The organism is Raineya sp. (genome assembly GCF_053497555.1).
In genome coordinates, this window is record NZ_JBRCWE010000073.1 from 16,853 (window position 1) to 30,368 (window position 13,516).

Here is a 13,516-nt window from a genome sequence, read left to right on the forward strand (position 1 = left end):
ATGATGACTGCCGCAAACATACAGACAAATAATTTTCAGCTTGGCTTGCGAGCCAACTGGAAGCAGTTTGCCCTGCTTGTGGTAGTCAATGCTTTTGTAGGAGCAATGATTGGTTTGGAGCGAAGTATTTTCCCTGATTTTGCAGAGAAAATATTTGGTATTACTTCTACAACGGCTGTTCTCTCTTTTATCATTGCTTTTGGTGTAAGCAAAGCCATAACCAATTATTTTACAGGCAAACTCGTTAGTCGTTTTGGTAGAAAAAAGATTTTGGTAATAGGCTGGCTTTTAGCCTTGCCCATTCCTTTTTTACTGATTTTGGCTTCCAATTGGTCTTGGGTGATACTTGCCAATATACTCTTGGGTGTCAGTCAGGGAATTACGTGGAGCAGTGCTGTTATTATGAAAATAGACCTTGTTGGCGAAAGACAGCGTGGGCTAGCAATGGGCTTCAATGAATTTGCAGGCTACTTTTCGGTAGGTGCTATGGCTTGGACAAGTGCTTGGGTAGCTACCGAATATGGCATAAAGCCCTACCCTTTTTATTTGGGCATTGCCATTGCTACCATTGGCTTGCTACTGAGTGCTATTTGGGTAAAAGATACCACACCTTTTGTCAAGATAGAAGCTCAGCAAAGCCAGCAAAATCATCATCAGAATATTTTTTGGGCTACTACCCTCAAAGATAAAAACCTAAGTAGCATTACACAAGCAGGTTTTGTGAATAATTTTAATGATGGTATGATGTGGGGGCTTTTCCCAATATTTTTGGTAAAACTATTCTTTGAAAATGCTCAAATAGGTTTTTTGGTAGCTTTGTATCCTGCGGTTTGGGGAATAGCTCAACTTTTTACAGGTAGGCTTGCCGACCTTTATTCCAAAAAGAAAATGCTCTTTTGGGGAATGTTAGCTCAGGGCATAGCTATTTCTGCTTTACCCGCTTTGGATACCTTTATTCCTATCGCAATGATAGCCATTTTACTGGGTTTGGGAACGGCTTGGGTGTATCCTACTTTTTTAGCAGGGGTAGCCTCGCTGGCTCACCCCAACCAAAGAGCAGAAAGTCTTGGAACTTTCCGCTTTTGGCGAGATATGGGCTATGCCGCTGGTGCTTTGCTTTCGGGCATTGTTGCAGATATTTGGAGCATAGATTGGGCAATTTTGAGCGTAGGTCTGATAACTATCTTTTCAGCTTTGGTTATTCAAATTCGTATGAACATAAACTAACAAGACTATGAAACGTATAATTTTTATGATTTTTTGGGTAATAAGTAGCAGTATTTGGGCACAAGAAAAAGAATCCATCAAAGATACCAATACACTGCTTTACTATCTCAAAAATGGCAAATGGCAAGGACATATCCGAAACTACCTAATGGCTACCGATAATGGTAGAAAAGCTCTTACCGATTATTATGCGAATGCTTTGGGGCTAGACGTTCATTATGAAACAGCCCAATGGAAAGGCTTTAACGCAGGTTTTACTACCAGCTTTGTCTATAATACAGCTTCTTCGGATTTAGGTAAGCCCGATAGCCTTACTCGGCAGTTCAATCGTTATGAAATAGGTCTTTTTGATTTAGCAAAGCCCTATCAGGCTCTTATCGGCACAATTGATGAACTTTATTTAAGCTATACTTGGGGTAAATCCAAAGTAATTTTTGGTAAGCAAAAGCTCATTACTCCTTGGGTGAATCCGCAAGATGGGCGTATGCGTCCCAATTTTCAGGAAGGAATTTACCTTGATTGGCAAGATGTAAAAAATTTGCGTATAGAAATGGCTTGGCTCTATCGTTTTTTGGTGCGTTCTACTGAAAACTGGCCTTCTATTGCCAATAGCATAGGGCAATATTCATCAGGAGTAACCCCCGACGGAGTACGTTCAGGTTACGCTAATAATCTTTCGAGTGCAGGTTTGGGCATTGTAGGAGTAACTTATACTATTTCTCCCCAAATCAAAACCCAACTTTGGAATTATTTTATTGAAAATATTTTCAACACTACTTTTTGGCAAACCGAAGCAGAATTTGCTTTACAAAAAGAAAATTCTCATAAAATTCTGTTAGGTTTGCAACTGCACTACCAAGCCGCCCTCAATGATGGCGGAAACCCTGACCCTAATTTGGCATATATTCCTAAAAATCAGCAAAATTGGGCTTTGAGCAGTAGAATAGGCTGGAAAAATGAAAACTCACAAATTACTTTCAACTACACACGTATAGGTAATTTAGGAAGATTTCTGTTCCCAAGAGAGTGGGGCCGAGACCCTTACTATACTTTCTTATCACGAGAAAGAAATGAAGGTTTTGGAGATGTAAATGCCTTTATGATACAGTATAGCCAAAATATTCTTAAAGCGAAAACCAAAATAGAGCTGGCTTACGGACATTATCTTTTGCCTGATGCCCGCAACACTTCGCTGAACAAATACGCCTTCCCCAGTTACAATCAAATCAATGTGAATATTGTTCATCAGTTCAGAGGGGTTCTCAAAGGTTTGCAGGGACAATTTTTGTACGTGTATAAAGGAGAAATAGGCGAATTATACGAAGACCCACGTTTAGAATTCAACAAAGTAAATATGCACTTGTATAACTTGATTTTCAACTATAATTTCTAAACACAAATCCATTATGAAACGTAGTATTTTACTTACGCTCTTTTTAATGTTCGGACTCGGTGCAGTTTGGGCTCAAAAGTCAAAAGTTAAACAGCATAAAGTAGTCATTCAGCTTACCACCCCCGATACAGCAGCTTACAGAGCTTTATCCAAACAACTCAATAACCTTACCTCATTTTGGCAAAATGCTGATGTAGTAGTAGTAGTACATAACAAAGGTATCAATATGCTCAAAAAAAACACCTCCAATATATCCGAAGAAATCAAGCAACTATCAAGCAGAGGTGTAAAATTCTTGGCTTGTGAATTTACGATGCAACAACAAAAACTAAGCAAGGAAGATATGCTGGAAGGTATTTTCTACACGCCCTACGGCTTGATAGAAATCATTACAAGACAAGAAAATGGTTATCACTACCTCAAAGGAGGTTTTTAGAAAAAAATTTTATAGAGAAACTCTTACGTTGAACATAATTACATAATCATAACTTAAACCTAATACACCTATGTTAGAAGTTCTAAAACAACCTTGGCACTGGGCAGTAGCTGGTGCCATTATCGGACTTACCGTTCCTACTTTGCTCATTTTGGGCAACAAAAAGTTGGGGATTTCTTCTTCGCTTCGCCACACTTGTGCGGCTTGTATGCCCGCCAACATTACTTTTTTCAAATACGACTGGAAAAAGGAAATATGGAATATGTATTTTGTAGTAGGTATCCTGATTGGTGGTTTTCTCGCTTCAACTTTCCTAAGCAATCCCGAGCCTATTCAAATTGCAGAAGCAACCCAACAAAGACTTACCGAATGGGGTATTAGCAACTTTCAAGGGCTTATGCCTTCCGAAATTTTCAGCTTTGATACTTTGCTTACACTCAAAGGCTTTGTTTTCTTTGTAGTAGGTGGCTTTTTAGTGGGTTTTGGTACGCGTTATGCAGGTGGTTGTACCTCCGGACACACCATTATGGGACTTTCCAATTTGCAATGGACCTCCCTTGTAGCTACTATTAGCTTTATGCTTGGTGGCTTTTTCTCTGCTAATGTAATTCTACCTTTATTATTCAAATTGTTCTAATTACGCCTAAAACTTTGTACGACTATGGCTACTATTCAAACACAAGACTCCCAAATAGATGTACGTCATCAGGACGCAATTTGTACTAACGAATCCCAACTCAAACACCCTTGGTGGTACAATTTCAAGTATATGGTAGTGGGCATCATTTTTGGGATAGCCTTCGTAAAAGCCGAAATTATTAGCTGGTACAGAATTCAAGAGATGTTTCAACTCACTTCTTTCCATATGTACGGCGTAATTGGTACGGCTGTTGTGGTGGGTATGATTTCGGTGATGATTATCAAGAAAACCAAAGCCAAAACTATCTATGGCGAGCCTATCACACTGGATAACAAAAAATTCAACAAAGGGCAAATTATTGGTGGCTTGATTTTCGGTTTGGGCTGGGCTCTTACAGGTGCTTGCCCTGGTCCTTTGTATGCTCAAATTGGAGCTGGTTTCGGTGTGGTACTTATCACGCTACTCAGTGCCATTTTAGGTACTTGGGTATATGGATATTTCCGCGAAAAATTACCTCATTAAGGTAAAACTATTGGGCTTTGCCAAGAGCGTATAGGTTCTTGGCAAGCTATTAGAATATTCACTACGCAATAAATTTTTATTGTATGAGAAAGATATTTTTGGCTATTATAGCCGTCAGTGTTCCTATTGCATTTTTTCTATTTCCCAAAGGCGAAAAGAAAAAAGAAAACCCTTACCAAAACAAAACAGCTCTCGAAAGGCTCATTGAAGGTAATAGACGCTTTGTAAAAGGCGATTTTATTGCCCCCAACCGCAGTGAAGAACGCAGACTGCAAACGCTTTCAGGGCAACACCCCTTTGCCGCAGTGCTTACTTGCTCCGATTCTCGCATTTCCCCTACCCTATTTTTTGATACAGGTATTGGGGATTTGTTTATTGTCAGAACCGCAGGGAATGTAATTGGTGAAATAGAAGTTGCAAGTCTGGAATATGCTGTAAAACATCTCGGCGTTCAGGTAGTTATGGTAATGGGACACGATGACTGCGGTGCTATTAAGGCTTTCGTCAGCGGAAGCCACGAAGATGGGCATATTCAAGCCATTATTGATAGCCTTCGCAACGAACCCGAAGAGCAAGAGGCTCTCAAAACCCCTAAATCTATCAGAATAAATTCTTGTGTTTTGGCAAATGTTACACACCAAGCCAAGTTTTTATTGCAACATTCCAAAATTATTGCCGAAAAAGTACAAGAAGGTAAGTTGCAAGTAGTAGAAGCCGAATACGAACACAAAAGCGGATTGGTAAAAGTCTTGAAAGTATATCCTGAGAAAATATAAATTATGAGTGCATTTGATTTTCTAAAAGCAAAGTCTGCTCACTTACATTGGAGAGTAAAACTATTAGGTTATTTGAACGGACAAAATACACTTACACAAGCAGAAGTTCTTTCTCACGAGCAATGCGAACTCGGCAAGTGGATTTATTCGGAAGGGCTCAAAGTATATGTCAATTTGCCAGAAATGCAAGAATTAGAAAAAACACATAAAGAACTACACGAAACCATACATCGCGTCATTGAATTTAAGGACAAAAATATGCTTAAAGAAGCCAAAGACGAATACGAGCTAATGCGTGAAGTTTCTGATGTTCTTATGAAAATGTTGGATTTTCTCTACGAAAATGAAAAAAAATATTTATGAAACTCTTTTTTAGCCTACTTTTAATGAGTGCCAGTATTATGCTAAAAGCACAAGAACACAAACACAAACACCACCAGCATCATCAGCAGGGGCAGGCAAATGAGTATATGAACCAAAGCAAGTTTGAAGCGCTTGTAGAACGTTTTGAAAACCCTGAACGTGAAAAATGGCAAAAGCCTGAGGAAGTTATTAAGTTTTTGGGAAATCTGAAAGGCAAAACTATCGTAGATATTGGGGCAGGTACAGGTTATTTTTCCTTTCGCCTTGCTCCTTTGGCAAAGGCTGTCATTGCCGCCGATGTTGATGAACGCTTTTTGGATTTTATGCGTAAAAAAAACGAAGAAAAAGGCTTTACAAACCTTATTTTACGTAAAGCTGAATACGAAAAGCCCCCCGTACAAGAACGCGAAGCCGACCTTGTATTCAGCGTAAATGTGTATCACCATATTGAAAGCCGCAAAGAGTATTTTTCTGAGTTGTATCAAAAACTCAAAAAAGGTAGTTTGCTCGTAATCGTTGATTTCAAAAAAGGCGATTTTCCGCAAGGTCCGCCCGATAGTATGAAAATATCTGAAAATGACGTAGTAAAAGAACTGGAAAATGCGGGCTTCAAAAAGGTAACCCTTGATACTAAAACTTTGCCTTACCAGTATATGGTGAAAATGAAAAAATAATTGATTATCTTTGGGCAAAAGCAGAAAAAACTATGACTACCGAAAAACCTAACTTTGATTTTCTGCTTGCCAAACTCAAACACGTAGATTGGCGTATCAAGTTACTGGCTTTTTTGGAAGGTGAGCCAACGCTTACCCCCGATGAAATTGTTTCGCCACATTGCTGCGAATTGGGGCGTTGGCTTGATAAAGAAGGACTTGTAAAATACAAAAAATGCCCTGAAATTCAAGAATTGAACACTATTCACACACAGCTTCACCACGTTGGTCAGTACATTTTATCTCATTACCAAAATGGGCTAACCTCTGTAGAAGCCGAATACGAAACTTTACAGCAACTTTCTCAAAAGCTCATTGAAATTCTGGAAATTTTGGAAAAGAAAAACCCAAACTAAATTCCTTATGAAAAGGCTTGCTTCCTACACCATCAGTTTGCTTATGCTTTGGGCTTGCGAAAAAAACCAACAAAAGCCTGAAAATAACTCCACGAGTAACACTCTGAGTACCACCACCCAAACAGAAAAACCCCAAGTAAATTACTTGGAAAAAGGTGATGAAATTACAACTGCCACTCAAACAGCTCTCTTGCAAACCGTTTCCAAAGCTATTGCAGAAAAAGAGGCTCACGGTGCAGTAGAATATTGCAATTTGAAGGCTTTGGCTATCGTGGATTCCCTTTCCAAAGTGCATAACTGCCAAATCAGGCGAGTATCGGATAAGTACCGCAATCCGCAAGATAAAGCCCAAAACGAAACCGAAGAAAAAGCCCTTCAAACTTTCTTGGAAAAGTACCAAAAACAAGAAAAATTAGAGCCTTTCACACTCCAAGAAGGTAGTAACACCTATTATTTCAAACCTATTATGGTGGGAATGGAAACTTGCCTGAAATGCCACGGCGATAAAAATAAAGACATTGCACCCAAAACCCTTGCCACCATTGAAAAGCTCTACCCTAACGACCTTGCCAAAGGCTACAAACTCAAAGATTTCAGAGGTATGTGGGTGGTGAAGTTCTAATGCCTTCAATAGGTAATTTTTGTCAAATTGTTGAACATTTTTTAAGGAACGACTACCCAAAATCCTGTTTCCTGCTTCTTGTTTCCTTGCTGAAAAATTTAGACCAAGACCCAATATTCAAAGAGCTACCCCAAGCACATAAATCAGCAGAGCCACAGCTATCAATATCGTCAGTAAGGTAATAAGCACAGGCAGTTTGTGCTTTTCAGAATAATTGTACTGATTGAGTTGCTTATTTACTTGCACAAATCGCAAGTATGCCAGTGGTATGACACTCGCCCCAATCAACAGAATAAAAAAACCAATCCAGTTAGAATACCCACGAGATTGATGATGTTCCGCTAAAATCTGCTGACTTTGGGGCGAAAGTATAGATATTTGTCTGAGAAATAGCGAAAACTTTACAACCACAAATCCGAACGCCATTATGGCTATACCTGTACGTAGCCAAGCCAAAAAAGTGCGTTCATTGGCTAAAAATTCTCGGGGGTCTTTGGGCTTTTCCATATCAAAATTGCTTGTAATTATTTACGTTCAAAAGTTGAAAGGCTTGGGGTAAAAGTTTTACTCTAAATATCCCATTGTTCTAAATCCTGTTTCCTGCTTCTTATTTCCCAATCGCTTTACAAAAATTTCAATGTAAATTCGGACTGCAATTTAGTGTAATCCTTTCAAAAAAATCAATTTTACGGCTCTTTGAAATTTTTTTCTCTGCAAAAACAAGAAATTCCCACAAAAAACAGAAAAAATTTTCATTTCTCACGATTTTTGCTTAAATTCAAGCAAATATTTCTTTAAGCATAGCTTTTCCCTTTCAAAACCTTCAAAATTATGAACTTCAAGCGTTTTTTATTGTTTATTGTGCTTCTGGCAGGGCTTGCCTCTTGCGGTGGCAATCAAGTAAAAATTAGCGGTAAAAACTTTGACGCTGAAATTAGTCAGCAACAAAACCTAATTTTCAAGTTCAATAAGGATATAGTCAGCGATACCCTGCTCAATCGGTGGGATACCACTGCCTATATTAAATTTTCGCCATTTGTCAGAGGAAAATTCAAATGGGTGGCAAAAAATGAGCTTTTATTTTCCCCTGAAACAGGTTTTAAGAGCTCTACCAAATACCAAGCCGAGTTTCAGGAAAAACATTTCAAATCTGCCGAAAAAATAAGCCTGAAAACCAAATCTCTGGATTTCCATACACCACTACTCACCCTCAACGAAGTTAGCTCTTTCTGGGGCAACCAAAACGGCTCGCCTGAAATGCGTTTGCATTTGCAATTCAATTACAAAGTCAATCCGCAAGAGTTGCAAAAGTTGCTCACCGTTTCTGCCCAAAACAAGGCTCTCTCCTATCGTTTGGTTACGCTTTCTCCCGATAGGCTCATTGAAGTAGCCCTGCAAGAACTCGGTGGCAACGAAGTAAATGTAAAAATTGATAAAGGTCTTTCCTGCGGCGAAAGCGACTATAAAACCCAAGAAGTTTTTAAAAAAAATATCACACTCACCCGCAAAGAAAACTTAGAAATTTTAAGTGTTGAAAGCGAATTTGAAGGATTAGAGCCTTTTATTTTGGTGAAAACTAACCAAGCCCTCGCCACAGATAATTTTAGCAAATACATTACTCTGCAAGCCCAACAAAAGCCAACCTCCTATTATTGGGAAACAGATGCAGAAGAAACACCCACAACAGCTATTCCTTACGAAAAACTCACTTTCACACCTCACCCGCAGGGCTTAAAAATTACAGGTAATTTTGAAACAGCCAAAACGTATGAACTACGCATCAGCTCCGAGCTGAAAGGTATTGCAGGCGGATTTTTAGAACAAGATTATAGCCAAACCATTTCTTTTGGCAAAATACAACCCCAAGTAACTTTTACAGAAAAAAAAGCAATGTACCTTTCTTCCAAAGGGCAGAAAAATATTGGTGTAAAAGTGGTGAATATTCCTGAAATTGAGGTTGAAATTTACAAAATCTACGAAAACAACTTGCTTGCTTTTTTGGAAAACTATCAGTATAACCTTGAAAGTGAAACAACTTACAATTACGGCTACGGCAATAGCAACCCTTACGAAAGATATGGAACACTTATTTCCAAACAAAGCTATGAAGTAGAACGCTTGCCTGCAACCCAGAATGGTATTCATTTGCTCAATATCAGTACCGAAAAACTCAAAGAGTTCAAAGGAGTGTATGCAGTAGTAGTAGGCTCCAAAGAAAACCAGTATGAAAAGGCTTTCAAATTGGTAGCAGTTTCTGATGTTGGTTTAATTGCCAAAGAAAATAACGACGAAGTTTGGATTTTTGCCAATAGTATTTTAGATGCCAAGCCGCTCAAAAACGTAAAAATTAAAGTTTTGAGCCAAAATAACCAAACATTAGCCGAAACTACAACCGATGAAAACGGCATTGCCAAAGTAGGAAACCTGAAAGAGAAATACCCCGATTTTCGCTTGGGAATGATAACCGCCCTCAATGATGATGATTTCACTTTCTTGAATTTAGAAAAAAGTCGCGTAGAAACCTCTCGCTATGATGTAGGTGGCTTACGAAGCAATGAAGCCCCCTATCAGGCTTTTGTAAACTTGGAAAGAGATTTGTATCGCCCTGGCGAAAAAATCAACTTTTTGGTGCTTGTACGAAACGAAGAGTGGAAAGTGGAAAAAATGCCTTTGAAAGTGCGTTTTACAATGCCCAACGGCAAAGAGCTTGCTACCCTCAAAGGCACACTCAACCAAGAGGGTGCTTGGGAAGGCAGTTTGCGTCTGCCCGAAGATGCCCTCACAGGCTTATACAAAATGGAAGTAATGACCTTCAATGATATTCTGCTCAATTCGCAAAATATCAGCGTAGAAGAATTTATGCCCGATAGGCTCAAAATTGTTCAGAAAACGGATAAATCCTTTTACAGAGCAGGCGATAAAGTTATCTTGCAAGGCACTGCCCTGAACCTCTACGGCACGCCTGCCGCTGGTCGTAGCTATCAGGTAGAGTTTCTTGTAAAACGAAAAGTTTTTACCCCCAAAGGTTACGAAAAATACAAGTTTGAAACCACTGGCAAAGATAGCTATTTGGGCTCAAAACTTGCAGAAGGAATTACTACCCCAGAAGGCGAGCTAAAAGCTGAATTTGAAATCTCTGAAACCCTTGAAAATCAAGGACTTTTAGAAGGGTATCTTTATACCACCGTTTTTGATGAAACAGGCAGACCTGTCCGTAAGGGCGAAGTAGTTGAAGTTCCTACGCAAGATGTTTTTTTAGGTATTGAAAGAGCCAGCGAATACTTTGATGCCTATCAGGAGCAAAATATCTCGCTTGTAGCTTTGGATAAAAATGGCAAGAGCGTTGAAACTTCTGCGGTGGTGCAAGTAGTACGATACGAATGGCAAAATACCTTGGAAAGAGATTACTACTCGGAAAATGTTCGCTATGTTTCCAACAAAAAGGAAAAAGTTATTAGTGAGCAGAAAATTCGCATTACAGGAAAAGCAAGCTACCCGCTACGTCTTGTACATTCGGGAGAGTACGAGTTGCGAGTACGCAATGAAAACAGTAGCAGTTATGTATCACATCATTTCTACGCCTACGCTTGGGGAATGACCGATTACACCTCTTTTGAAATCAACAAAGAAGGAGAAGTAGATATTACCGCCGATAAAGAAACCTATAAAATTGGAGAAACCGCCAAATTACTTTTCAAAACGCCTTTTGAAGGCAGATTGCTTGTAACCATTGAACGCAACAAGGTGCTTCAACATTTTTATTTGGAAACCGAAAAAAAAGCCGCCAGCTTCAATTTGCGAGTAGCTGACGATTATTTACCCAATATTTACATTTCGGCAACGTTGATTAAACCGCTTTCCAATTCCACTTTGCCACTTACAGTGGCTCACGGCTATTTGCCTCTGAAAGTAGAACCTACTCGCCACAAAATTGATGTCAGTATTCAGGCACAAGAAAGTTCATATTCCAATACCTTGCAAACCATCAAGGTCAAAACTTCTGAAAGCAATGCCGAAGTAGTGCTTGCTGTTGTAGATGAGGGCATTTTACAAATCAAAAATTTCCAAAACCCCAATCCTTTGGAATACTTTTTCCAAAAAAGAGCCTTAGAAGTAGAAGCCTATGACCTCTACCCTCGCCTTTTCCCCGAACTCAAACCCAATAAAAGTAGTGTAGGAGGTGGTGGCGAGGCTTTAATGGAGCAGAAAGTCAAGACAAACACCAACAACCCTCTTTCCAATAAACGTGTTAAACTCACTACTTTTTGGAGTGGTATTCTGAAAACCAACTCGGCAGGCGAAGCAAGTTATACCATTCAGATACCCCAATTTTCGGGTAGTTTGCGAATTATGGCAGTAGCTTACAAGGGTTCTCGCTTTGGAGGCAATGCCAAATCAATGAAAGTTGCCGACCCTATCGTGATTGCTTCGGGGATTCCTCGCTTCCTTGCCCCCAACGACGAAGTGCTTATTCCTGCTACTTTTGCCAATACCACTACACAAACCTTCACAGGTACGGCTCAAATAAGTGTAGGCGAAGGATTGCAGATTATAGGTAACTCGCAAGTTGCTCTTGGTATTGATGCCAATAGCGAAAATCAAGCCTTTTTCAAGGTCAGGGCTACCGATTTTGTAGGCAATACCCAAATTACTATAAGTTTTGCAAACCAAAACCGCAAATTTGAAGAAAAAACAGATATTGCAGTGCGTTCTGCTGTACCCTTGCAGAAAAAAGTGGGTTTCGGAACTTTGCAAGCAGGTAATCAAGGCATCAGCCTACAACACCCTTTTATTCCTTCTACTGCAAAAGCCACTTTGGTACTTTCCAAATCACCCATAGCAGAATTTTCCGATAACTTGGACTACTTGCTTGCCTACCCCTACGGCTGTGTAGAGCAGACTATTTCTACGGCTTTCCCGCAACTCTACCTTGCCGAACTTTCTCGCAAGCTCAAAAAATCGGGCAAATACGCAGGCAGTTCCGCATCAGAAAGTCGCTATTACGTACAAGAAGCCATTATGCGTTTGCAAACAATGCAAATGTTTAACGGAGCATTGAGCTACTGGCCTGGGGGCAATTATGAAAGTTGGTGGGGCAGTGCTTATGCGGCACATTTCTTGTACGAAGCCCAAAAGGCAGGCTACAATGTAAATGAAGCCTTTTTAGAACGACTAAGCAAATATCTGCAAGTCAAAGTACGAGAAAAACATACAGAACGTTACCTATATTATGATGAGCAAAACCGCTTGCAAAATCGTACTATCATTAGCAAGGACGTTCCTTACACGCTCTATGTACTTGCCCTAATGCGTAGGGGCGATATTGCAATAATGAATTATTGCAAAGCCAATAGTGCAATGCTGGCTCTGGATAGCCGCTACCTGCTTGCCGCAAGCTACCTGCTAATGGGCGACAAGGCTTCGTATAATGCCCTACTGCCAAAGAGTTTTTCAGGAGAACGCTCTCAAAACGCTTTGAGTGGCAATTTTTACTCTTTTGTTCGTGATGAAGCCATTGCCTTGAATGCTCTTTTAGAAGTAGAGCCTCAAAATTCCCAAGTGCCTACAATGAGCAAGCGAATATCTGATGTTTTGCGTTCTCAGAAATTTATGAACACCCAAGAAACAGCTTTTGCTTTGCTGGCTCTTGGAAAACTTGCCAAACAAGCCGAAAAAACAGATTTGAAAGCCTCTTTGAAACTTGATGGCAAAGAGATTGCCCAATTTGCAGGCGAAGATTTGGCTTTGGAATTTAGTAGCTTTGCCCCTAAAAATATCAGTGCCAATGTTTCGGGCAAGGGTAATTTGTATTATTTCTGGAAAGTGCAAGGTTTGGAGAAAAGCCCTCAAATCAGAGAAAGAGATAGCTATTTGAAGGTTAGACGCACTTTCTACAACCGAGCAGGGCAAGAAATCAAAAATGGTGAGTTTGAGCAAAACGACTTGGTAGTTATTAAAGTCAGCATACAAACCGAAAAAGGCGAAAATATCCCTAATGTAGCCATTTCAGACCTACTGCCTGCGGGTTTTGAAATTGAAAACCCTCGCCTAATAGAGGCTATCCAGCTACCTTGGATAAAAGATGCTTCGCAAGCCGATTATGCAGACATTCGCGACGATAAAATTCATATTTTCTGCGAAGCCACAGGCAAGGTGAAAAACTACTACTATATGGTGCGAGCTGTTTCGCTCGGAGAGTTCCAGATGGGGGCTATCGCCGCCGAAGCAATGTACGCTGACGAATATCACTCTTATTCGGGAGCAAGAAAAATAAAAATTTCCAGCAAAAAACTAAAGTTCCCAAACAAAAACGAGGAAATAGAAGCAAGGAAATAAAAAAGTTTTTGCCATATAAGTTAGCATTTTTTTCCAAAAACTTTTAATTTGCGTAAAAATAAAGCGAGAGCGTTGCGGATAGCAATGCTTTCGCTGATATAAAATCAACTTAAACACACAATCAAAGTCTAA

12 protein-coding genes are annotated in these 13,516 nt (G+C 39.7%); 11 read left to right on the forward strand and 1 reads right to left on the reverse strand.

The window, feature by feature from the left end; all coding sequences use genetic code 11:
- The 10 genes from ACWITO_RS10100 (at nt 1) to ACWITO_RS10145 (ending at nt 7,048) form a co-directional block, all read left to right on the forward strand.
- Complete coding sequence (locus ACWITO_RS10100) at nt 1-1,227, forward strand: MFS transporter (protein WP_448529870.1); 1,227 nt, start codon at nt 1-3, stop codon at nt 1,225-1,227.
- Nucleotides 1,228-1,234: 7 nt separating this feature from the next.
- The gene (locus ACWITO_RS10105) at nt 1,235-2,620 is read left to right on the forward strand and encodes an OprD family outer membrane porin (protein WP_448529871.1); all 1,386 of its coding nucleotides are present in this window, start codon (nt 1,235-1,237) and stop codon (nt 2,618-2,620) included.
- Nucleotides 2,621-2,633: 13 nt separating this feature from the next.
- A complete protein-coding gene (locus ACWITO_RS10110; RefSeq protein WP_448529872.1) occupies nt 2,634-3,056 on the forward strand; it encodes a DsrE family protein in 423 nt (140 codons plus the stop codon).
- 70 nt (nt 3,057-3,126) lie between these two features.
- Complete coding sequence (locus ACWITO_RS10115; protein WP_448529873.1) at nt 3,127-3,693, forward strand: YeeE/YedE family protein; 567 nt, start codon at nt 3,127-3,129, stop codon at nt 3,691-3,693.
- A 24-nt stretch (nt 3,694-3,717) separates the two neighbouring features.
- Complete coding sequence (locus tag ACWITO_RS10120; RefSeq protein WP_448529874.1) at nt 3,718-4,218, forward strand: DUF6691 family protein; 501 nt, start codon at nt 3,718-3,720, stop codon at nt 4,216-4,218.
- Nucleotides 4,219-4,301: 83 nt separating this feature from the next.
- Nucleotides 4,302-4,994, forward strand: coding sequence for a carbonic anhydrase (locus ACWITO_RS10125; RefSeq protein ID WP_448529875.1), 693 nt, complete (start codon nt 4,302-4,304; stop codon nt 4,992-4,994).
- Nucleotides 4,995-4,997: 3 nt separating this feature from the next.
- Nucleotides 4,998-5,357, forward strand: a complete 360-nt coding sequence (locus ACWITO_RS10130) for a CZB domain-containing protein (protein WP_448529876.1) — start codon at nt 4,998-5,000, stop codon at nt 5,355-5,357.
- Nucleotides 5,354-6,031 (forward strand): class I SAM-dependent methyltransferase, encoded by a 678-nt coding sequence (locus ACWITO_RS10135; protein WP_448529877.1) that lies wholly within the window; start codon nt 5,354-5,356, stop codon nt 6,029-6,031. The genes ACWITO_RS10130 and ACWITO_RS10135 overlap by 4 nt, the downstream gene beginning before the upstream one ends.
- Nucleotides 6,032-6,063: 32 nt before the next feature.
- Complete coding sequence (locus ACWITO_RS10140) at nt 6,064-6,426, forward strand: CZB domain-containing protein (RefSeq protein WP_448529878.1); 363 nt, start codon at nt 6,064-6,066, stop codon at nt 6,424-6,426.
- A gap of 7 nt (nt 6,427-6,433) precedes the next feature.
- Nucleotides 6,434-7,048 carry a Tll0287-like domain-containing protein gene (locus ACWITO_RS10145; protein WP_448529879.1) on the forward strand — a complete coding sequence of 205 codons (615 nt, stop codon included), beginning with the start codon at nt 6,434-6,436 and terminating at the stop codon, nt 7,046-7,048.
- Nucleotides 7,049-7,165: 117 nt separating this feature from the next.
- On the opposite strand, the gene ACWITO_RS10150 is transcribed toward ACWITO_RS10145, so the two are convergent.
- Complete coding sequence (locus ACWITO_RS10150) at nt 7,166-7,555, reverse strand: YidH family protein (RefSeq protein WP_448529880.1); 390 nt, start codon at nt 7,553-7,555, stop codon at nt 7,166-7,168.
- 324 nt (nt 7,556-7,879) lie between these two features.
- Between ACWITO_RS10150 and ACWITO_RS10155 the strand changes: the two genes are divergently transcribed.
- Nucleotides 7,880-13,384 (forward strand): alpha-2-macroglobulin family protein, encoded by a 5,505-nt coding sequence (locus ACWITO_RS10155; protein ID WP_448529881.1) that lies wholly within the window; start codon nt 7,880-7,882, stop codon nt 13,382-13,384.
- The last annotated feature ends 132 nt before the right edge of the window (nt 13,385-13,516 follow it).